The 20,412-nt window shown below is 53.9% G+C and carries 16 protein-coding genes; 5 read left to right on the forward strand and 11 right to left on the reverse strand.

Features of this window, described 5'->3' with window-relative positions; genetic code table 11:
- Nucleotides 1-6: 6 nt before the first annotated feature.
- Genes pgaD through pgaA form a run of 4 tightly spaced genes read right to left on the reverse strand, consistent with a single transcriptional unit; the run spans nucleotide 7 to nucleotide 6,230 of the window.
- Nucleotides 7-441, reverse strand: a complete 435-nt coding sequence (gene pgaD / locus ABK821_RS03935; RefSeq protein WP_138358416.1) for a poly-beta-1,6-N-acetyl-D-glucosamine biosynthesis protein PgaD — start codon at nucleotides 439-441, stop codon at nucleotides 7-9.
- Nucleotides 441-1,766, reverse strand: a complete 1,326-nt coding sequence (gene pgaC, locus ABK821_RS03940) for a poly-beta-1,6-N-acetyl-D-glucosamine synthase (protein ID WP_343178172.1) — start codon at nucleotides 1,764-1,766, stop codon at nucleotides 441-443. The genes pgaD and pgaC overlap by 1 nt, the downstream gene beginning before the upstream one ends.
- On the reverse strand, nucleotides 1,759-3,774 hold the full coding sequence (pgaB, locus tag ABK821_RS03945) for a poly-beta-1,6-N-acetyl-D-glucosamine N-deacetylase PgaB (protein ID WP_343178171.1): 2,016 nt from the start codon (nucleotides 3,772-3,774) through the stop codon (nucleotides 1,759-1,761). The genes pgaC and pgaB overlap by 8 nt, the downstream gene beginning before the upstream one ends.
- 8 nt (nucleotides 3,775-3,782) lie before the next feature.
- Nucleotides 3,783-6,230, reverse strand: a complete 2,448-nt coding sequence (pgaA, locus tag ABK821_RS03950) for a poly-beta-1,6 N-acetyl-D-glucosamine export porin PgaA (protein WP_343178170.1) — start codon at nucleotides 6,228-6,230, stop codon at nucleotides 3,783-3,785.
- Nucleotides 6,231-6,845: 615 nt separating this feature from the next.
- Between pgaA and ABK821_RS03955 the strand changes: the two genes are divergently transcribed.
- Nucleotides 6,846-7,430, forward strand: coding sequence for a LuxR C-terminal-related transcriptional regulator (locus tag ABK821_RS03955; RefSeq protein ID WP_138358651.1), 585 nt, complete (start codon nucleotides 6,846-6,848; stop codon nucleotides 7,428-7,430).
- Nucleotides 7,431-7,799: 369 nt separating this feature from the next.
- Here the strand turns inward: ABK821_RS03955 and ABK821_RS03960 are convergent, their stop codons facing one another.
- The 5 genes from ABK821_RS03960 to ABK821_RS03980 all read right to left on the reverse strand — a co-directional run bounded on the left by ABK821_RS03960 (nucleotide 7,800) and on the right by ABK821_RS03980 (nucleotide 13,833).
- Entirely contained in the window at nucleotides 7,800-8,777 is a 978-nt protein-coding gene (locus ABK821_RS03960) for an iron ABC transporter permease (protein ID WP_308560842.1), read from the reverse strand.
- A 32-nt stretch (nucleotides 8,778-8,809) separates the two neighbouring features.
- Nucleotides 8,810-9,559 carry a class I SAM-dependent methyltransferase gene (locus ABK821_RS03965; protein ID WP_343178169.1) on the reverse strand — a complete coding sequence of 250 codons (750 nt, stop codon included), beginning with the start codon at nucleotides 9,557-9,559 and terminating at the stop codon, nucleotides 8,810-8,812.
- On the reverse strand, nucleotides 9,489-10,502 hold the full coding sequence (locus tag ABK821_RS03970) for an ABC transporter substrate-binding protein (protein WP_343178168.1): 1,014 nt from the start codon (nucleotides 10,500-10,502) through the stop codon (nucleotides 9,489-9,491). The genes ABK821_RS03965 and ABK821_RS03970 overlap by 71 nt, the downstream gene beginning before the upstream one ends.
- The gene (locus ABK821_RS03975; RefSeq protein WP_343178167.1) at nucleotides 10,502-12,589 is read right to left on the reverse strand and encodes a TonB-dependent receptor; all 2,088 of its coding nucleotides are present in this window, start codon (nucleotides 12,587-12,589) and stop codon (nucleotides 10,502-10,504) included. Before ABK821_RS03975 ends, ABK821_RS03970 begins: the two co-directional genes overlap by 1 nt.
- Nucleotides 12,590-12,933: 344 nt before the next feature.
- Complete coding sequence (locus tag ABK821_RS03980; RefSeq protein ID WP_142502933.1) at nucleotides 12,934-13,833, reverse strand: LysR family transcriptional regulator; 900 nt, start codon at nucleotides 13,831-13,833, stop codon at nucleotides 12,934-12,936.
- Between the two features lie 99 nt (nucleotides 13,834-13,932).
- Here ABK821_RS03980 and ABK821_RS03985 point away from each other — a divergent pair, with 99 nt between their 5' ends.
- Nucleotides 13,933-15,264 (forward strand): aspartate aminotransferase family protein, encoded by a 1,332-nt coding sequence (locus ABK821_RS03985; RefSeq protein WP_308560755.1) that lies wholly within the window; start codon nucleotides 13,933-13,935, stop codon nucleotides 15,262-15,264.
- Here ABK821_RS03985 and ABK821_RS03990 read toward each other — a convergent pair.
- Both ABK821_RS03990 and ABK821_RS03995 read right to left on the reverse strand, forming a co-directional pair.
- The gene (locus tag ABK821_RS03990; RefSeq protein ID WP_185929285.1) at nucleotides 15,261-15,566 is read right to left on the reverse strand and encodes a hypothetical protein; all 306 of its coding nucleotides are present in this window, start codon (nucleotides 15,564-15,566) and stop codon (nucleotides 15,261-15,263) included. The genes ABK821_RS03985 and ABK821_RS03990 overlap by 4 nt on opposite strands.
- A gap of 142 nt (nucleotides 15,567-15,708) precedes the next feature.
- Nucleotides 15,709-16,551 (reverse strand): LysR family transcriptional regulator, encoded by an 843-nt coding sequence (locus tag ABK821_RS03995; RefSeq protein ID WP_142502930.1) that lies wholly within the window; start codon nucleotides 16,549-16,551, stop codon nucleotides 15,709-15,711.
- A gap of 159 nt (nucleotides 16,552-16,710) precedes the next feature.
- Here ABK821_RS03995 and ABK821_RS04000 point away from each other — a divergent pair, with 159 nt between their 5' ends.
- The 3 genes from ABK821_RS04000 to ABK821_RS04010 are packed head-to-tail and all read left to right on the forward strand — an operon-like array spanning nucleotide 16,711 to nucleotide 20,355.
- Complete coding sequence (locus tag ABK821_RS04000; protein ID WP_142502929.1) at nucleotides 16,711-17,904, forward strand: M20 family metallopeptidase; 1,194 nt, start codon at nucleotides 16,711-16,713, stop codon at nucleotides 17,902-17,904.
- 4 nt (nucleotides 17,905-17,908) lie between these two features.
- Nucleotides 17,909-18,697 carry a transporter substrate-binding domain-containing protein gene (locus ABK821_RS04005; protein WP_343178165.1) on the forward strand — a complete coding sequence of 263 codons (789 nt, stop codon included), beginning with the start codon at nucleotides 17,909-17,911 and terminating at the stop codon, nucleotides 18,695-18,697.
- Nucleotides 18,694-20,355: a M28 family metallopeptidase gene (locus tag ABK821_RS04010; protein WP_142502928.1), complete on the forward strand. Its 1,662-nt coding sequence runs from the start codon at nucleotides 18,694-18,696 to the stop codon at nucleotides 20,353-20,355. The genes ABK821_RS04005 and ABK821_RS04010 overlap by 4 nt, the downstream gene beginning before the upstream one ends.
- Nucleotides 20,356-20,412 lie beyond the last annotated feature (57 nt).

A 20,412-nucleotide genomic window follows, 5' to 3' on the forward strand; every position in this document is an offset into this window, starting at 1 on the left:
CTGGCGTCAATACGCCTTTTCCGCTGACTGGCTAATTTTCAGATCGATAATTCTGCCAATCTGATCATGATAAACCGTCAGTAAATTATATTGGCTCATCTCCGAGATGATTTGTGGTGCAACATCAAAGCTTTCGGCAAGCTCGTCGTGGCGCAGCGATGACAGACGACCATGTCGCCATGCGTTAATGCGCCGACGGTTATACTGGTACCACAGAATAAGCAGCCAGGCGTTGATTGCCGCAATCAGCAGATATACCAGCACGGTATTAAAAGAGGCAACGATGATTTCCCAGCGATGACTGCTGTGTGCTGTTATCTGCATGAGCACATTCGCATACAGGAAGAACAGGAAACCGGCCCAGGCGAGAAGGGTTAACGCGCCATCGAAAAGCCGGGGTAATAAGCGGTCTTCAGTTAAGATTAGCGTTTTTTCGTTCATCAGGTTCTTCCTTTTCCTCGATCCGGGCTGACCCAGCGAGCCCGGGAACGTTTATGTTTCAGCATGACTTTGGGGAAGGCGACCAGCGTGGTGAACAGACCAATCATCCAGTACACCATCGGGAACCAGATAACCCAAAACAGCGAGCTGGCGACCTTTTTTTCATAGCGCCGCTCAATATAGAGGCTGGCGATAAACTGCAGCAGACACATTACGCCCAGCAACAGGCCGGTAAATTCCGGCGGAAACAGGCTGCGCACGGTGAGATTGGCCGGGAGAGGGATAATATGGCTGGCGATAAACAGAACAATCGTGATCCCATAGGCGAACGCCCACAGCGTCGAGAACGCGTACTCCAGCAGCAGCGGCCACATACGGTGGTGCTCCCAGTGAAATAGCCGACGAAGATTGACCAGAAAGACCTCGGCACCTCCTTGCGCCCAGCGCAGACGTTGCTTCCATAGCCCCTTTAGCGTCTCCGGCATCAGTATCCAACACAGCGCCCTGGGCTCAAAAAAGATCGCCCAGTGCCCGAGTTGTAGCTTCCAGCTGATATCAATATCTTCGGTTATCATGTCCGGGCTCCAGTAGCCCACATCCGCCAGCGCCTGACGGCGAAATGCGGCGATAACCCCGGAGACCGTAAAGACCCGACCGTAGATGCGCTGAGTGCGTTTAATCAGCCCGATAATGGATGAAAACTCGCCGACCTGAATACGGCCAATTAGCGTTGATCGCGTGCGGATTCGCGGGTTGCCGGTTACCGCGCCCACATGTGGATACTGAATAAGCGGCGCGACCAGATAAGCCGCCGTATCGCGATCGAGCAGGGCATCGCCGTCGATGCAAACCAGCAGATCGCCGCGCGCGGCGGCAGCGCCCGCTTTAAGGGCAACCGCTTTACCCTGATTTTCGGCCAGATGAATAATCCGCAACTGAGCGGATTCTTTTGCCATCTGGTTAAGAACCTGAGCGGTATTGTCTGAAGAGCCGTCGTTGATAGCGATAACTTCAATATTTGAATAACGCTGGGCCAGCGCCGCGCTGATGGTCTCTCTGGCGTTTTTTTCCTCATTGAAGCAGGGGATTAAAATAGAGATCAATGGGTTGCCATCAAGTACCGGCGGCGTCTCTTTTCCCCATGGCCAGTGTCGTTCCAGTTGGAACCAAAAATAGAGCCCGCCGGTTATCCACAGGATCGACATAAACAGCGGCCAGAAGAAAACGAAATCCAGAATCAGTTCGCCGGTAAAGATGGCGGCCATGCTTAACGGCAGCCCGAATACCAGGCATAAAAGAGAGAATGCGATAATTCGATCAGTCATTTGCAGGATACCAGTACGATGAGAATTCAGGCCTGATGCGCGAAATATCAGGTTGGTTGTTAATGAAGTCATCCGGGTAGTAGCCGTAATTTTTTACGCCGTTAAGCTGAAGCTGGCGCATCCATTCTCCTAACTGCTTATCGGATATGCCGTTTTGTTGCTGGCGGTTCCAGTCTCTGGCCTGTAGCTCAAAAATTGTTTTATCCAGCGCCGCAGGCCGACTTGCTACGGCGTGAACCAGTCTGCTCAACCAGGCGTCGCTCTCGCTTGACGGGACTGACTCCATCAACGGCATGGCCATGGGAACCGTCCAGTCGTAGGTCGCGAGGAAATCATCAAGATTTTGCGCAAACCAGGTTTCGCTCTCCGGTTCGAGGATTGGCATGGCAAAAATATTGCGCGCTGTTTTAACCTGCGGGCCGCGTACGCTTTTAACCGCTGAACTTAGCGTTTGGGTAAATTGAATTAACGCCTGACTTTTAAAACGGCTCCAGGCATGAAGCTGGCTTGCATTGTTGCGAATGGTGTCGATATCCCCCGTGAAACCCGCTTCATGCCATGCGGTCATGGCAGCCGGGCCGGCATCTTCGAAGTCCGTGAGGACGGCGTCATCATGAAATAATATGCCGTCGAAGCTGGCGTAACGGGCAAGATCCTCGTAGATATCAACGATCTGTTTGCGTACCCGCGCATCCCAGGGCGATAGCCGGATATAGGGGCTGACGGATTTCTGTGAACGGCCGGTTTGCGGTTCCTGGCGCTGTACCCGGGGAAGGGACGGGTCTAAATCGAAAGAGAGAACCGGCATCCAGGCATAGACTTTTACCCCGGCGCGGCTCCGAAGCTGCCAGGCGACAAAGTTAAACAGATCGGCCCTCATCGGTAACCAGCGGTTCGGAAAGTAGAGCGATTTTATGTTGCCGTCACCCAGGGGATCGGAAAACGCCTGCAAAAAAACATAATTTATTTTCATATCGTAAATACGCTGAATCAGCCGGTCGATATTTTTTGTTTGCTGAACAGGGTTCTTGTCATACACATAATCGAGATCGACATGGACAACCCGCACCGGGCTTGATTCCTGAATCTGCGTAACGGAGTTAGAAAAGGCTTTGATCGAGGGATTTCCTGAAATAAGCAAACGTGGAATATTCTCCAGATCCCGAACGTCAGCCAGCCCATCATTAAGGGTAAAGGCCAACTGATAACCCTGGCTTTTGGCGATAGCGAGCGTGGTGCCGCTGGCTGCGCCATAGGGCCAGACCCAGGCTCGCGGCGTTTTACCGGTGACCTGTTTTATTTTTTCGGTTATTTTGCTCACGTCCTGGCTAACGCGCCGGGAAAACTGCCGATCGCTTTCGTAGCGGCCAGAGTCCTTGTCATACCGGCGATTAGCGATAGCGGGTTCATGGCTGCCCTGTGGATTAGCCAGAATTCCGTAATGGGATGCCCAGGTATGAACGCCTATTTCAACCAGCGGAGAACGGCTGAGCTCTTGCACCATGTCCCAGGTAGCAAAGCGTTCTCGTGGCGTCATCAGGCCGCCAAAATCAACCTGCTGCTGGAGCGGCGTATCCACCCAACTGCCTACCGGCGCCCAGAGTGCGGGTACGTTCCATGCTTTGAGTAGCGGCCAGACGCGCGTGTAAAAACTGCTATAGCCGTCATCGAAGCTGAGTAAAAAAGCTTTTTCTGGCAGAGTGTTAAGGCCATTGTGGGCATCCAGAATATCCTGGACGCTGACCGCATGATAGCCGTTATGCAGTAGCCAGCTTATTTGGTCGTTAAGCGCGCTAGTGCGCACTGCCAGATAGCGCTGGTCGGCGGGGCCATCTTCAACATCATGGTAAGCCAGAACCAGAAACTTATTCTTAGGCCACGGCTTGTTCATCTCCAGCTGCGGTCTCTCTTTTGGCGCGAGGAACGTGATGCTTTGCGCATACGGACCGGAGATAACCCATAGCCAGCCGATAACTATCAGGCTGATGCGGATACTTTTGCTCAGCATGTTTATCCTTAAAACCGTAAATTCGTATCAAAGGAAACGGAAAGATTACTTTCACGTTTACCGTCGTAGGGGCGTTTATCCCAGTTCAACATCACGCCGGCATCGATGACGCTGTTTAAACGAATGCGTTGTCCATAGCCGAGCAAAGCAATCGCGCCTGGAGCGTGGTTTTTCTGCCAGTAGCTGCCGCCGCCAACGGCCATTTGTTGGCTCCAGACGGTCTCGTAGCGCTGATATATCACATGGTTAGCCGTCAGCGCGGCGGCGGCGGAAAGATCCCGTTTCGGGTTGTAGTACATGGTGTCAGAGCGGCTGTTGGCGCTGAAGGAGAGCCCGGGCTCAAGATCGAGCGTCAGCGTTGGGGTTTGCCACAATTGCTCTTTACCAGAGAGGAGATATTCCTGACGGCGGTTGTTATCTGAAAAGTCGCTTGCGGCGGCGCTCAGACGATATTCGCGCTGCTCATTCTGATACCAGCGCACCCATACTTCGCCACGGTTTGAATGCACTCCATTGCGTAATGCGCGTAGCGGAGTTGTGCTGGAAAGCCGTTCGATTTCACCGCCTGTCTGCCAGTTGTCGTTCAGGCGATGCCAGGCTGAGAGACGTAAGCCCGGTTTATTGGTGCCGTGAAAATGGTTATTCGACACTTCCAGTTCGCCCCGGTAGTCACGCCGACGCCATTCGATACCGCCGAACAGGTTGCGGCTGCTGCCTTTACCCTCGGTAAAATTGCTTTGCGCAAAGCGAGTACCTGCGAATAACCGCCAGTTGTCGGCCAGCGGCGGGCCATAAATAGCGGTATCCCAGTTGAGATCGCGGCTGCCGCTCACCGGGCTATTGGCGTGTATCCCCTTCGTCGCGTTGATCCGCAGTTCTGACATATGGTGTACCTGGCGCACTCTGGCCAGACGTTGCGAACTGAGGTCTCCTGGGGTACGGGCCATAACATCGTCGGTTAACAAATCCATTTGCCGCCACTGCTGAAGATCCATCGCAACGTATGCTTGCTGGCGTTCAAGATCGATATTCGACGGTTCCAGCGCTTCAGCCGTTTTGAGTTCTTGCTCGGCGGCCCCTGGCAATCCACGCGCTTGCAGCAGCATGGCGTAATCGATCCGCAACTTCTGATTTCCCGGAGCCGTTGCCGCCAGACGCTGCGCCAATGTCTGCGCTTGCGGTAACGCATTGGTCGCCAACAAATACTGAAAATTGAGCGACTGCGCCTCCAGCCAGCGATCGTTTGGTTCGGGCACCGTGGAGCCGAGGGCATAGATGTGATAGGGCGAGCTTTTGCTCAATCGTTCGACATATTGATGAGCGGCTTTATAACGGCCGCTATCCAGCAGAGCGAAGAAAATTTCATGCCCCTCGCCCTGCGGCAACGCCAGCGTTTCAGGGTGCTGCCGGGCGACAGATAGCGCGACATCGACTTTTTTTTCCGCGAGGTAAGAGGAGATAACCCAACCGATTGCCCAGTCGGGAATGCGGACTTGTTCCGCTGTCAGGGATTCATATTCCGCGATCGCTTGCGTGTAGTCGCCGTGGGCGTAGAGCGCGCCAAGTCGATCAATACGCGCACGGGTGAGATCGGCGGCGGCCTGTGGATCGTTACGCCAGCGGCTAAAAATACGGTCATAGTTTTCAAGCGCCTGGCGGGCGAGGGAAAATCGTTCCTTTTCCCCGCGAGAACGGGTATCGGCAAGGCGCACCCGTTCTGCCGCCGCGTTAATTTCCAGAGCCCGACGGGCGGCGGGCGAGAGGTCACTTTGTTTTGATAATGCCAAAGCGGGGCTATCAATTCTGTTGAGAGTGAGGGAGTTAATCAGGTTATTCAGTGCCTCTTTGTTCTCCGGCGCGGTATTGAGCGCGCGGGTATCGCTAAGTAGCCGATCCCAGCTTTTTCCCTGGCGCAGGTAAACATAAGAGAGCGTTTGCAGGTGTGCGACGGTGGGCTGTGCGGCAACCAGCTGGCGAGCCTCATCCAGCGCTTGCGTATCCTTGCGTGCGTCGGCCAGCGTCTTTATTCGGCCAATGCGGTAGTCGTCAGTACCGGGAGCGAAGCTAATGGCCCGGTCCCATAGATCCAGAGAGAGAGACCAGTGATGCAGGTTGCGATACGCTTGCGCTGCCGCGGCGATACCACGAGCGGGCAGGGGCATATAAACCTGATATCGTTGCCAGACACGAATGACCTCGTCATCACGCCCGGCCCACAGGGCGACCTGCAGCCAGTCTGCGACTTGCTGCGGGTTTAACGCGTGCAGTCGTTGATATTGTCGAAGAGAATCCAGAAAAGGGGCATAGTTGCCGTTGCGCGCTTGCTGAATCTGCAGGTCGTATACCGATTGAGTGGCATGGACCACACCAGGTAATAGCAATAATAGACTCATTGCCAGCGATAATTGATTGCTGTGATGAAAGAATTGCTTATTGAAAACAGGAAATCGCTCCATAACTATTTTCCATATCTCTATCAAGAATCCATTCGCAGTACATTAAGCTTTTAACCCGAAGATTAAGTATGAGTGTGAGATTTTTCAACTTGCCTATTGCGTTGCGTTTGATGCTTTATTCCAAAGTAATAAAGTCAAGGTGACTGAAGATTAATGTACACCTGATATCTTTGCTGAAAAATAATCAAGAATATGTTTTAAGATAAATCTGGTGTTTAGCAGTTGTTAGCAGGAATAAGTTTTATCTGATGTCCTTAACCCACTGAAATAAAAAAGATAAAATTGGCTGAAATTTTTTTTCAGTGTTTTCTATAGGTCATTACTGTAGTTAAGTGAGGCGTTTTCTCTCAATGTTTAAGAGAATTTTTGACAAAAATTCTTAATGGCTAAAAAGCTTCTTTTTTGTGAGTGATTTTTTATTTATAATTGTTATTGATTCGGTAATTGAAAATTCTGAAGTCTGGCAAGGCTTGACGCGTTATCGACGAGAAATAGATAAATTATGATAACAGGGGACTGTTTATCGTTATAGTCAATGCTCCATAAGGCGGAGATACCCTTCACCTGGAGGAATTTTGTTGCTTTAATGTTAAAGGATGGTTTGTGGCAACGAAGATGTTGTTGATTACTCAGGACTACTATCTTTTTCAAGGTGTTAAGGTCTTTTATCCTGATATCATCCAGTTATATTCGATTAACACAACGCTATTTTTCGGCGATGCTGACGAGTATTCTGCTCTTATCGATAGCCGCGCGCCGCTACATTTTTATGAACATCTTATACTGGATGCCGCTTTGACCAGAAAACGCATTAGCTGCATCGTCCTTGATATGCGTCACCGGGAAGAAAATCTACTCAGCCTGAGTTTTTTATTGAACATGTCATCGATGTCTACTGATACCGATATAGCGGCCCTTTTTACGCTCTTTCTTAAGTTAAGAAGTAAACGCCTGACCAAAGAGGGGCTACAGAGTCTGCGCCTGAATGTGCAGGAGAAAATTATTTTGCAGCGACTCAATGCAGGAATGACCATGGGTGAAATTGCGGCTGAACTCAATACTTCGGTGAAAAGTCTTTATCGAAAACGGATTGAGCTTTATGAACGTCTGGGACTGACTAATTTTAACGAAGCTTGTTTGTTTATCTTTAAAAATAAACTGTTGGAATCCCCTTGTGAGAATGTTAAATGGAGGGATTAATACCATTGAGTTAGATCTGCAAGATGAAAATGTGTGGAATTTTATTAATTTAATCCGATATTGATAGGCACAATCATTGTTACGGGAAACGCTACTAATAATGCGTTATATATAATAAAGAAGCGGTTTGTTCTTTGTTGCTATGTCCTGAATAACTTGAGTCGCAGAATGAAACGGTTAACCGTTTTGAGGCCGATGACAAATCTGGCTTAGATATGGTGTTCGTATTTCTACGGGGTCGCGGCTAACGCCTGGCCCGGCCTGCAATATGAACAATATTACCGCGTTATAGATTTTGCGTAGCCCCGTCGCGCAATTTCAGAATACACACTCTGTCAGCAATCGGTCAGTACCATCCGGAGCCGCCTTTTATCGGGAAGTCCGTGAAATCAGGAACAGAAATACCGGAACCCCGAGCATCGCCGTCAGGATGCCGACGGGGAGTTCACGGGGCGCAAACAGCGTTCGGGCAAGCGTATCCGCCAGAACGGTAAAAGTCGCGCCGCACAGCATGGATGCCGGCAGCAGCGATCGATGGCGATGACCAATGAATATGCGGGCGATATGAGGCACGGTCAGCCCAATAAAACCTATTGCTCCGCAACATGCCACAATGACCGCAGTCAATAAGGTCAATAAACAATACAGGGCGAGCCTGATTGCGCCAACGTCCACACCAAGCGACGCCGCCGTCACATTGCCGAACGTGAGCACATCCAGCTCTATTGCCCGCCACCAGCAGAACATAAATATCGGCAGCAGCACCAGTGCGCAAAGCAGTACCTGAAGCCAGGATGCCTGTGCAAAGCTTCCCAGCAGCCAGAACATCACCCCTCGCGTGGTGTCTGCATCCGTTTTCCAGAGCGTGGTTAATGATGTGGCGGCGGAGAGAAGCTGTGTCACGGCGACGCCGGTCAGGATAAAACGGCTGGACTGGCTGGATAGCGATTTCCGCGCCATGAAAAGCACCAGTGCGAAAGCCAGCATCGCGCCGCAGAACGCTCCGGCAGGTACAGCGGCCCAGCCCGCACTGAGACCAAGCGCAATGACCAGTACCGCGCCAAACCCTGCGCCGGATGAGATCCCCAACACCCAGGGGTCGGCAAGAGGATTACGTGTCAACGACTGGAGCACCGTTCCGGCCAGCGCTAATGCGGCGCCCGCCAGCGCAGCAAGCAGGGTGCGCGGCATACGCAGAGACCATACGATCCGCTGATGAAGCGTTCCCGCTGTATCGCTATGCCAGTAGCCTGCCAGTATGGCATTTGCTACGTCCTTTATGGAAAAGGTCACCGGGCCATACATAATGGCAATGCAAAACGCCAGCATCAGGGCCGGAAACAGCATGGAGAGGCGAAAAACAGGCGAACGCAGCATGATTATTTCCAGCCAGCGATCACATAATCATCCAGGAATTGCCAGAGAGTACCCGTTTCGCTAAAACCCGCCTGGCGCAGAGCGGCGAGCTGGAATTCGACCGTGGTGGGCAGCGGTGTCGGGCGGTCTTTAAAGATAGCGGTGCGCGCGTCCATCAAATCAGCCAGCTCATGATGACGGGTGGCCGATGCAAACCAGCTATCCCAGTCCTGCACGCCCGCTGTCCAGGCTTTTTTCTGCGTATCTTCGTCATGAAGCCGGGCAATCCGTTCCTGGTGCGGGTTACGCGCGTCAAAGCGCTGGTGGTCGGCATTCATAAATAAGCCATGTTCATCCAGCAGGTTAAAGATGTTGCGATAAAGCGCGACCTGCTGTTCCGGCAGCAGCCAGTGGATGGCTGTACTGGAAACAACGGCCTGCGGTTTGTCGGTAATAGCGGCAAAGCAATCCGCTGTTGCAATATCGCCGCTGAAGAACTGAATACGGTCACTGTATTCAGATAAGGCTTCTTTGGCCAGCGTAAGCAGAAGCGGGTCTAGGTCAATAGCCGTTACTCTTATCGCCGGAAAGCGATTCAGAAGACGCATGCTGAATGAGCCTGGACCACAGGCCAGATCCACCACATGGAATTCTTCGCCATATAGCATTGCCAGAACATCCAGCGCGGCGTTATAGCGTTCTTCACGGTGAGCGATGTAGGCGCTTTGTTGTTCGTCCCAGTTTTTCAGTAATTCGCGGGCTGGAAAGGTCATGTTGTTCCTTAGCGTGTATTTGTGTGACTAGTCGGTGAAGGGCCAGAACTGAACGCGCAGATGCGTCCATGTCATAGCCAGGTAAAATGATGTAACGTTTTGCTTTAACCGCCTTCATGCCTGCGGTGAGGGGATGACGTTCAAGAAAATCGATTTTGCTCCGGGCGCTGTCGCCATCTCCACCCCTTTGCAGATCGCCCAGGATCAGGTAGTCAGGGTCTCGTTCGGCAATGACCTCCCAGCTCATGGCGGGCCACAGTTCAGCACTGTTATCAAAGATATTTTTACTGCCGATGGTTTTGGTTAACAGTTCAGAAGCGCCATAACCGCCCGCCACATAAGGTGTTGCCGTACCGGAATACCACCACATGAGCGTTCTGCGTGGCAGTTTTATGCGGCTGTCAGCAGTGACCTGCTGCTTCAGTTCATTGATAAGCGCCTCTGCGCGCGGCTCCACGCCATATATGCGCGCAATATTACGCAACTCGTCGTAGATGCTGTCGAAGGTTACAGGCGCAGGAGGCCCACTTTGCAGGCCATTGCACATCCCTTCAATGAGCCAGCTTCCAATTCCCCATTCAGCCATCCTTTCACGACCGGCGGTCTCCGGGCTGTTAAACCAGTAATAGCTGCCGGAATAGATAAAATCTGGCCGGGAACTCAGCAAGGCCTCTCCCGACCAGGGCGAACTGTCGAGACGTGCTTTTAGCGGTTTGTACCAGGGGGAGGGCGCGGTATCTTCATCTGGCCGATAACCAACAGCACTGATCACGGAATCTCCCAGACGTAATGCGAGCATGTTTTCCATTGCGGTCGGCATATAGACGATTGCCCGCTGTGGTACGTGCTCAAACGTCCAGGATCTTCCGCAGTTCTGTAACGTAACGGGATGCGCAAAGCTGGCGAAGGTTGCCAGCAATGCGAGGGAGGCCAGACGTTTCATCAGAAGCGCATGTTGACATAGGCTTCGTAAGTTCGACCTGGCGCAATCATTTCCTGCCCTGTATAAGTACGCTGCCAGGTGTAGAAGCGATCCGTCAGGTTACGCACGCGGGTGCCTACGGTAACGTCCTTAATCACTTCATAATCGGCGTTCAGGTCGACAGTCGTGTAATCGCCCATTTTGTTTTTGTTGGCATCATCGTTATAGCTACTGCCAACATAGTGGAGCTGCGCGCCCAGCCCCAGTTTGCTAATCGGCATATAACGGCCAGAAAGGTTAGCCGTCCACGCCGGGATATAGCGCGGCTGATTACCGGAAAGGTCCTGCGTACCTTGTTTGAAATGGTCAAAGCGCGCATGGGTATAAGCCACATTACCCGCCAGCGTGACGCTATCCAGCGGTTTAATCAATCCGCTGAACTCGATGCCGCGCGAAGTCTGCTTGCCAACCGCATTCCATACACCGGCCTGGACAGCCGATTGCTGATAAAGATTTTTTTTCTGCAGATCGTAAACGGCCAGCTTCATTTCGCCGTGGTCGAATGTCCCTTTTACACCGGCTTCATATTGCTGAACTTCTGTAAGTGGCAGGGACGTTTGTTCAGGGCTGATAAAGAAGATATCGCTGCCGGGCTCTTTACCTGTGGAATAGTTGGCATATACCGTCCAGTTTTCGTTAATGGCCCAGCTCGGCCCAATACCAACGCTCATAAAGCTATAGCTATGATTGATGGTTTTATTGTCCTGCTGGTAATTCCAGTGCATGTCCAGGTTGGTATAGCGCAACTGGCTTAACAGGGCGACAGCATCAGTGATATTCAGATTGTCTTCCAGCAGCAAGGCATACTGGTTCTGAGTGATGTGACGAACAGGTGAGCGCATCTTGCCACCCGCACCGGTGCGAAAGTCATTGGCGGCGGGGTTGGTCAGCAGAACCTCTTCGCCCCCCGGGAAGCCGTTATAATAGTACTGGAATTCGCGTTTTGAAAAATCGACACCCGCAGTCACGCGGTTGGTGAATGATGCAATCGGGTGATCCCAGGTGACCATAGTACGGTTGCCCGTCAGCTTGTCATCATGAGCAAGATCGCCATAAGAATCACGGGTCACATAGCCCGCTTTGTTTGACGGGTAATAGCGTTCAACGTTCTGCCATTCGCGGAAACCTTTGTAATAGTAGAACTGGTTATCAAAGGTTACATCAGGCGTCGCATACCAGGACTGGGTCGACTGGAATGAGGTTGCCTGGCTGCGGATATGCGCATCCTGAATGTTGTTGTAGTTTACATGGCGCAAGTCGCGATCAACTTTACCGTTGATGACAGGCGTCCCGAAATAGGGATTGCGCATATCCGTTAAGCTACGATCGATGTCAAAAGTGACCTGTGTGTTATCGGTCGGCGTCAGCAGGAGCTGTGCGCTGATGCGCTTCGGGCGACTGCGCTCTTTATCAACCTGAGTGCCGGTATTTGATGCGCTGACATCCACGCGGCCAGCAGCGATACCCTCAATAAGCGTACCGCCCGCGCCGATGTGGGCGCGATGGCTGTTATAGCTTGACCAGCTATAGTCAGCTTCTACTGGCTGTCGACCAAAGGTTGCTTTACGTGATATCAGGTTGACGCTGCCACCGGCAGAACTCAGACCGTTTAAAACGGAGCCTGTGCCATACAGGATGTCCACGTTTTCATAATGAACCGGGTCGGCGATTTGAATGGTGCTACCGGGTACAGCCACGCCGTTTAGCAGCCAGGAAACGCCGGAGAAGCCGCGCAGTGAAACGCTGTTTGAGAGCGTAGGTGAGCTGGTGCCGGACATGCCTGGGGCGTTCTCAACGACTTCGGTGAGCGTGCGTTTGCCCTTAGCCGCAATGGTTCTGGCGCTGATGGTTTCAGTATGGCGTGGCGTTTGCTTATCGGTCAGACCGAGACGTGAGGCTGAACCGGATGAAAGACGTGCCGAGTCGGATTCGATGGAATAGTCGGATACGTCACTGCCGGTGACGACGATGGTTTCATCTGCTGCACAGGCCAGAGGCGAAGTATTTACTGCTACTGCGAGAGCTATCAAAGAAGGCTTAAGTTTCATACACCAATACTAAATTATAAATTGCAATGTTATAACGTAACATAATTTATCAGTAAAAAAACTGGACAAATGTGATCGTGTGAGAAGAGGAATGGTGACATTGTTTATGCAGCCAGTATGAGCCGCGGTGGTAGCGGTGTCGGCGGAGTATACTCCAGCAAGCTGACTGAAACTCTCTGTTTTCAGTACCGCCAGATGGGCTGAGCTTCTCGTCCTACAGGGCGCGCGATCCGCACTCCCGGATGACGATGTGGTGCAGGTTTGCCCGGTTTTATTATCGATACGATGGCGCAACATCATATAGACGATGTCATTGATCTGCTTAAACAAGGGGGAGTTTGTGCTCAGGAAAGGGAATTAAGAAACAGTTCAAGAATGGAATTTGGTCTTGACCCCTTACGCGTCGCGAGGGCGATTTTGGTCGAAAAACTCAGTCTGTCGGGTTCAATGGCGCGCATTATTCCCTTTTCTACCCAGTGTGCTGCATAGTGATCCGGCAGAAAGCCCACAAAGCGACCCGTCAGGATCAAAAACGCGACGCCTTCGCGATCGGAAGCCGTCGCCGAGCATGACAACAACTGGTGAATGCCAATGCTTTCTGCCGTCATCCGGTAGCTCGGTACTACCGCGTCAAGACGGCTGAGTTGCGCAGTGTCGGATACCTTTCCACAGTGGAACAGAGGGTGTTTATCGCTACAGTAAAGGTTTGATTTTTCATCATAAAGATGCTTGTAATCCAGGGCGGATATCGGCGACGTTAACGGCAGTGCCCCCACATGCAATCGCCCGTCCATCAGGCCGCGTTCGATATCCGCCGCCGTGCACATGCTCAGGTTGATGCGCACGTCCGGCCCCTTCGCGCGTAGCATATCCAGCGCATTGGTAATGCGCATCATCGGCTGGGTCACCAGATTGTTGATGATGCCGATGTTAAACTCGCCACGCAGGTGCCGGTGCATCTGGTTCACCTGCTGACGGAACGCCTCAATAGCGGCCATCATGGTGTCGCTGATACGCAGTATCTCGCGCCCTTCGTCAGTAAGGGAAAAGCCTGCCCGGCCGCGCTGACATAGCCGCATACCCAGCCGTTTTTCTAAATCGCTCATGTGCATACTGATGGCTGAACGGGTAATACCCAGCAGGCTTTCGGCGCCGGAAAAACTCCCGCATTCCACCACCGTTTTAAAAATCCGCAGCAGCTTCAGATCGAAATCGGTCACCTGTCCGAGCGATTTTGTTTTCATAGGTAAAAAAAACCTTAACTAAATGTCTCGTAATTTGGATTTAACTTATCTTTTGCTTGATTGCAAACTCTTCTAACACTTTGCAGGAAGAGATCCGTTATGTCCGAAGCCATCAACATCGCATCGCTGAATCTGAAATCACACTGGATGCCGTTTAGCGCCAACCGTAACTTTCACCGTGATCCACGTTTTATCGTGGCCGCGAAGGGACGCTGGCTGCAAGACGCTAACGGGCGCCAGATTTATGACAGTCTGTCGGGGCTCTGGACCTGCGGCGCTGGTCATACTCGCAGTGAAATCCAGCAAGCTGTGGCCAAACAGCTGGGTACGCTCGACTATTCCCCGGGCTTCCAGTATGGCCACCCGCTGTCGTTTCAACTGGCGGATAAAATCGCCAGCCTGATGCCAGGCAACCTGAACCACGTTTTTTTTACCGGCTCTGGCTCCGAATCCGCCGATACTGCCATCAAAATGGCTCGAGCCTACTGGCGCGCTAAAGGGCAACCCGCCAGGACAAAACTGATCGGCCGCGCCAGGGGCTATCACGGCGTTAACATGGCGGGGACCAGTCTTGGTGGCATCGGCGGCAATCGCAAGGTGTTCGGCCCTCTGCTGGACGTCGATCACCTGCCGCATACGCTGCAAGCGGGTATGGCATTCACCAAAGGGATGGCGGCCACCGGCGGCCCGGCGCTGGCGGATGAGCTTCTGAAGCTGATTGAACTGCACGATGCCAGCAACATCGCCGCCGTGATCGTTGAGCCGCTGTCAGGTTCCGCCGGCGCGATTATTCCGCCGCAGGGCTACCTGCAACGACTGCGGGAAATTTGCACCCGGCACGATATTTTGCTGATTTTCGACGAAGTTATTACCGGGTTCGGGCGTATGGGACGTTGGAGCGGGGCGGAGTATTTTGGCGTTACGCCAGATATCCTCAACTTCGCCAAGCAGATAACCAATGGTGCCATTCCGCTGGGTGGCGTGGTGGCCAGTAGCGAAATCTATGATGCTTTCATGTCACAGCCGTTGCCGGAACACGCGGTGGAGTTCGGCCACGGCTACACCTACTCCGCTCATCCGGTGGCGTGCGCGGCGGGCCTTGCCACTCTTGACCTGCTGGAAAAAGAGCAACTGATCGCCCGCTCCGCCGAACTGGCGCAGCATTTTGAAACCGCTCTGCACGCACTACGTAACTGCCCGAATGTGGTTGATATTCGCAACTGTGGTCTGGTGGGCGCCATTCAGCTTGCCAGTCGCGATGGCGACGCGACTGTTCGCCCCTTTGATGCGGGCATGGCGCTGTGGAAAGCAGGCTTCTACGTCCGTTTTGGCGGTGACACTTTGCAATTTGGGCCAATGTTCAACAGCGAACCCGCTGAACTGGATCGTCTATTTGACGCGGTGGGCGACGCCTTGCATCAGATTAGTTAAGAGTGTGCCTGATGGAGACCGTTACTTATTTGATTAACGGTGGAATGCGTCAGGCTGCCGCTGGCAGTGTCCCCTCCATTGACGAGGCGATTCGTCAGATTGAGAGATGTTATTGCTGCAGCCAAAGCGGCTCTGCCAGCCTGACGTAATCTGCCGCCGGCCAGACGCGCACCGATTTTTATCGTTTCAAGCCGTTGCGGACAGCCAATGAAAAGAAAACCGTCGCGCTTATCAGCGACGAGCATGGCAAGATGCGTGAAGATACGGCTGGCGAACTGAAACGCGGTATTGAGTACGTCCACTGGACGGTGGGCCCACAGGTCCAGTACCAACACTCAGCAAAATCAGTATCACATGCGTTCTGTAACAGCTGCGGATAATTTTGCCCAGGCGCTCTGTTCTGGGTCTCGAACGTGTTCCTGTTGTTTCTTTGATGTTTTCACTTCATCCGAATAATCCCACGAACGGCAGAATCACCGAGGCGTCGGTGCTGGTGTGGCGGTACAGCAGCCAGGTGCGGTTTTTCACCGGCTGGCCGTCGATGGCGATGGGGACCCGGAACAGACGTTCATCGAAGGCCAGATAGCTGGAAACGATGGCATAGCCCAGTCCGCGTGTCACCATCGCCAGGCACACTTCCAGCTTGTCCACTGTCATCGCCACGTTGGGCAGCCGGGTGTAGTTGGCGTTCCACCAGCGCTCGATCAGTTGGGATATGTGCGGGCCGTGGTTGATGCGGATTTGCGGCAGGTGCGGTAGCCGCGTCAGATCCAGTGGCTGATGGCTGACGAGGTAATAGTCGTCTTCTTCGACCAATTGCTTGCCTTCGCGCCAGCCGAAATGGTCTTTCACTAACGCCAGATGGATGGTCTCGCGCTGGAGCTGCTGGAACATCTCTTCGCTGTAACCGCTAATCAGGTGGATGTTGATGTCCGGGTAGCGCTGGTTGAACTGCGCCAGCTTGTCCGGCAGGCGGTAGGCAGCATAGTTGCTGGATACGCCGATCCGCAATTCCCCCTGCTGCGGTTTGTCCAGATTGAGTAACGTCTGCTTGAGCTGCTGGTAGTCGTTGAGCATGCTCTCCGCCCGTTGTGCCAGATAGCGGCCCTGGGCGCTGAACGTCAGCCCACGCGCACCGTCTGCAAACAGCCGAATGCCGAGCTTGCGTTCGATCTGCCGCAGTCGGTAGCTGAGTGCCGGCTGAGAGGTGTATAGCTGCTCCGCCGCCCGGGTGATGTTCTTGTGCTGCCACACGGTGTGCACAATCAGCCAGTCTTTTTCGTTCATCGCGCTTAACCTCATGTTTTCCTTTAACTATAAAATAATTTTTTGTCTCAGTTGACAATCAATAAAAAAGCTTAACTTTTCATCATAGTGGAAAAGTTTTATATCTAACTAACATATTAATTTAAAAAAGATTACCTGCATTGATTTGAGGAGACAGGCATGGCGTCCTGCACTATAACTGAGCACAAGGATAAAATTATTTTTGCCGTTGAGGCGTTACGCGAACCGATGGGGCAGTTGGCGCGCCGCATCCATGCCCAGCCGGAACTGAGCTTTGGCGAGCAGCGTTCAGCGGCGGCGCTGATGGCGCCGTTGCGTGAGGCTGACTTTGATATCACCGCCGGTGTAGCAGGGCTGCCGACGGCCTTCCGCGCCACCTGGAACAGCGGCAAACCTGGCCCGCGCATCGCCCTGTTGGCGGAATACGATGCTCTGCCGGAGCTGGGACATGCTTGCGGACATAACCTGATCGGCACCGCATCGGTTGCCGCCGCGCTGGCGCTAAAAAGTGCTTATCCGGAGATGCCGGGGCGGCTGGAGGTGATCGGCACCCCGGCGGAAGAAGAGGGTGGCGGCAAGATAACCATGGTTGACCACGGCGTGTTCGACGACGTGGACGCAGCGATGATGTTCCATCCGCGTGAGAAAAATATGGTCACGCGCGGGGCGTTGGCCTGTGTGGATGCGGTGTTCAAATTTTACGGCAAGGCGTCCCACGCAGCGTCGGCGCCGGAAAAAGGCATCAGCGCGCTGGATGCGGTAATTCATACTTTTGTCGGCGTTAACGCGCTACGCCAGTTTTTCACCGATGACATTCGGGTGCATGGCATCATCACCAACGGCGGCAGTGCCACCAATATTGTGCCGGCCTACGCCGAAGCCAAATTCCTGATGCGCGCCGCCACGGTGAAAGGACTGCAAACCGTGCGCCAGAAGGTGTTTGCCGCCGCGCAGGCCGCCGCCGACATGAGCGGCGCCCGGCTGGAGATCGAAGAAGGGCTGACCTACGCCGAGCGCAACACCAACCAAACGCTGGCGGCGGGCTTCCGCCGTAATCTGGAACAACTGGGACTGGACGTGAATGAGCCGCCGCAGAAAGGCGGGGTAGGGTCGTCGGATATCGGTAACGTCAGCCAGGTGACCGCCACCATCCATCCTTATTTACGCATCGGCGACGTTACGCCTCACACGCCGGAATTCGCCGTCGCCGCCGCTGCGCCAGCGGGCATTGACGCCATGCTAAATGCGGCTAAGGCGCTGGCATTGACCGCTTACGATCTGTGCATCGATCAAGACTTTTTCCAGGCAATGCGTAGTGAATTTACTCAATGGCAAACCAACACCGGGAAATAACTCAATGAATATAATCAAAACTGTTTTGGCGGCGTCTGTCGTGCTGGTCTGTACCCAATCTCTCGCCGCGGCGGATACGCTGCGCGTCGCCGCCGATCTGGGCTATCCGCCGTTCCAGTACCGCGACAACCACGGTGTGCCGTCGGGTTTTGAAATCGACATCACCAACGCGGTGTGCGCCGCCATTCAGGCGAAATGTGAGTACGTCGCTGGCAGTTTCGATTCGGAAATCCCGGCACTGTTGGCGAAAAAGGTGGACTTTATCTCTCCCCAGGGTGCCACTGAGAAGCGGCGCAAGGCGATTGATTTCACCGACTTTGTTTACCACATTCCCACCCAACTGGTTGCGTGCAAAGGCAGCGGCCTGCTGCCGGATGTAGATAAATTGAGGGGGAAACGTATCGCTGTGCAGCAGGGCACCATTCAGGAAATGTACGCTAATCAGTATTGGGCGTCGCACGGCGTGGATGTGGTGGCTTACGCCGATCAAGATTCTATTTATCAGGATCTAACCGCCGGACGTCTGGACGGTGCGCTCAGCCCGGCGGTGGCGGTGACCTTCGGTTTTCTCAGCAAGCCGGAAGGCAAAGATTTTGAACTGGTGGGGGGCGAAGTGCGGGACAATAAATTGTTCAGCATCGGTTCGGCGTATGGCCTTCGTAAAGGCGATGAGGCGTTGAAACAGCGGCTGAATCAAGGGTTGGCGAAAATTATGGCCGACGGCACCTGGGAAAAACTCAAGCAGCACTATTTCGGTAACATTGAAATGAAAGTTCAGCGAGGCGCGCAATGACTCCCGACGTTCCGCAGCTCAAGGCGTTGATGACTGCACTGCTGGACGAGTTCCAGCGGTTGCACCGCCTTTCCGGCACACTGGATGCGGAGCGAAGTGTTGATGTGTTAATCGGCTTGTTGGAGCGTCATGGCCTGACGGCAAAGCGCGAGCGCTGCCGGTTGTGGCTAAGCGATCCGCTGGCCGGCGCGTTGTCGTTACCCACGCATCCGAATTGGCGCTGCGCGGCCAAAACCCGCTCTTTCTCCGCTCACTGCCCGCAGGGGGTGGAGGCCGAGTTGTACTTCGATGTTCGTTCCCAGGAATACGTGCCGGACGACGAACTGCCGGCGTGGGAAGCCGCGGTGAAAGGCCGCATTGTAGTGGCTTTTCAGGGCTTCGAAGATTACGTGCAGCGGCTGATGCAGGCAGGAGCCGCTGGGCTGATTCATATCTGGGACTCGGACGAAGATGCGCTGCACGAAGAGACGGTCGGCCCGGTGTGGGGTTCACCGGTGCCGGATGATGCGGTGCTTTACCCGACGCTGCCGGTGATCAGTATCAATAAACGTAGCGGGGCCGAACTGCAGTCGCTGTTGGTGCAGGGGCCGCTGACGGCGCGCATCGCCACGAGGCTGAATCTGCACGTGGCGGAGTGCAGCCTGCCGGTGGTAGAAATTGGCGGCGAGCATGACGAGTTCGTGCTGTTATCGTCCCACTACGATTCCTGGCACGAAGGCGTGACCGACAACGCCACCGGCAACGCGCTATGTCTGGCAATGGCGGCACATTTTGCCGCGCATCGTCAGGTGCTGAAACGCGGCCTGCGTATCGCCTGGTGGCCGGGGCACTCCAACGCCCGCTATGGCGGTTCCACATGGTACGCCGATCGGTATCGCTTTGAGCTGCAACAACGCTGCGTGGCGCATATCAACGTCGATTCTCCCGGCTGCCGGGACGCCACGCAGGTGGTGGTCAACGCCAGCGGCGCGGAGAGCGTTGCGTTTCTCAACCGGGCGGTACGTGACGTCACTGGCGGCCCGGCCCGGCGCATCACTCCGCTCGGCAAAGGAGGCGATCAATCCTTCTGGGGCTGCGGTATCCCGCTGCATTTCGCCTTCCGCGAGGAGCCGGAAACCCGCACCACTCAGTCCCCCGGTAGCGGCGGTGGCTGGTGGTGGCATACCGAGTGCGACACCCGCGACAAGGTGGACGATGATATCCAGTGGCGCGACTGCGAGATTCATTTCCGCTGGCTGGAAGAATTGCTGACTGCGCCTGAGTTGCCGTTTGACGCGCCGCATTATCTGGCGCAATTGCAGCAAGAGCTGGTACAACTGCAACAAGAACTGGATCCGCACTTTGATCTGTCGCGCCTTACTGGGGAGCTGACGGCGTTGCAGGATGAGTACGCGCGTGCTGCGCCGAGCCGGAAGGCCATACGCCAACTGTTGGGGCTACTGCACAGGGTACGCTACGTCTCTACCGATGATTTTCATCAGGACAAAAGCTACCACGGCGGTGCGTTTCCTGGGCTGCGATTGCTGCGTCATCATCGGGAGTCCAGTTGCCGGTCGTATACCTGGCTGATGCTGGAAACCCAGTACCGTCGCCAGCACGACCGTATCCTCAGTCTGTTGCGGGAGGGTGGGGCGCTGGTGCGTAATGGCGCGGCATAAAGTCACCATAAAAGAGTCATCGTGTGCCAGTAAGCGATACGGTAGGGTAAGTGCCAG

It is taken from the genome of Klebsiella sp. KE9456 (assembly GCF_043832615.1).
GTDB classification, from domain to species: domain Bacteria; phylum Pseudomonadota; class Gammaproteobacteria; order Enterobacterales; family Enterobacteriaceae; genus Klebsiella; species Klebsiella indica.

What these genes read in the sequence shown, in the direction of transcription:
- pgaA (WP_343178170.1), bottom strand. Translation starts at nt 6,230, where the DNA reads ATGGAGCGATTTCCTGTTTTCAATAAGCAATTCTTTCATCACAGCAAT.
- ABK821_RS03985 (WP_308560755.1), top strand. Translation starts at nt 13,933, where the DNA reads ATGTCCGAAGCCATCAACATCGCATCGCTGAATCTGAAATCACACTGG.
- ABK821_RS03980 (WP_142502933.1), bottom strand. Translation starts at nt 13,833, where the DNA reads ATGAAAACAAAATCGCTCGGACAGGTGACCGATTTCGATCTGAAGCTG.
- ABK821_RS03995 (WP_142502930.1), bottom strand. Translation starts at nt 16,551, where the DNA reads ATGAACGAAAAAGACTGGCTGATTGTGCACACCGTGTGGCAGCACAAG.
- ABK821_RS04005 (WP_343178165.1), top strand. Translation starts at nt 17,909, where the DNA reads ATGAATATAATCAAAACTGTTTTGGCGGCGTCTGTCGTGCTGGTCTGT.
- ABK821_RS04000 (WP_142502929.1), top strand. Translation starts at nt 16,711, where the DNA reads ATGGCGTCCTGCACTATAACTGAGCACAAGGATAAAATTATTTTTGCC.
- ABK821_RS04010 (WP_142502928.1), top strand. Translation starts at nt 18,694, where the DNA reads ATGACTCCCGACGTTCCGCAGCTCAAGGCGTTGATGACTGCACTGCTG.
- ABK821_RS03955 (WP_138358651.1), top strand. Translation starts at nt 6,846, where the DNA reads ATGTTGTTGATTACTCAGGACTACTATCTTTTTCAAGGTGTTAAGGTC.
- pgaC (WP_343178172.1), bottom strand. Translation starts at nt 1,766, where the DNA reads ATGACTGATCGAATTATCGCATTCTCTCTTTTATGCCTGGTATTCGGG.
- pgaB (WP_343178171.1), bottom strand. Translation starts at nt 3,774, where the DNA reads ATGCTGAGCAAAAGTATCCGCATCAGCCTGATAGTTATCGGCTGGCTA.
- ABK821_RS03965 (WP_343178169.1), bottom strand. Translation starts at nt 9,559, where the DNA reads ATGACCTTTCCAGCCCGCGAATTACTGAAAAACTGGGACGAACAACAA.
- pgaD (WP_138358416.1), bottom strand. Translation starts at nt 441, where the DNA reads ATGAACGAAAAAACGCTAATCTTAACTGAAGACCGCTTATTACCCCGG.
- ABK821_RS03970 (WP_343178168.1), bottom strand. Translation starts at nt 10,502, where the DNA reads ATGAAACGTCTGGCCTCCCTCGCATTGCTGGCAACCTTCGCCAGCTTT.
- ABK821_RS03960 (WP_308560842.1), bottom strand. Translation starts at nt 8,777, where the DNA reads ATGCTGTTTCCGGCCCTGATGCTGGCGTTTTGCATTGCCATTATGTAT.
- ABK821_RS03975 (WP_343178167.1), bottom strand. Translation starts at nt 12,589, where the DNA reads ATGAAACTTAAGCCTTCTTTGATAGCTCTCGCAGTAGCAGTAAATACT.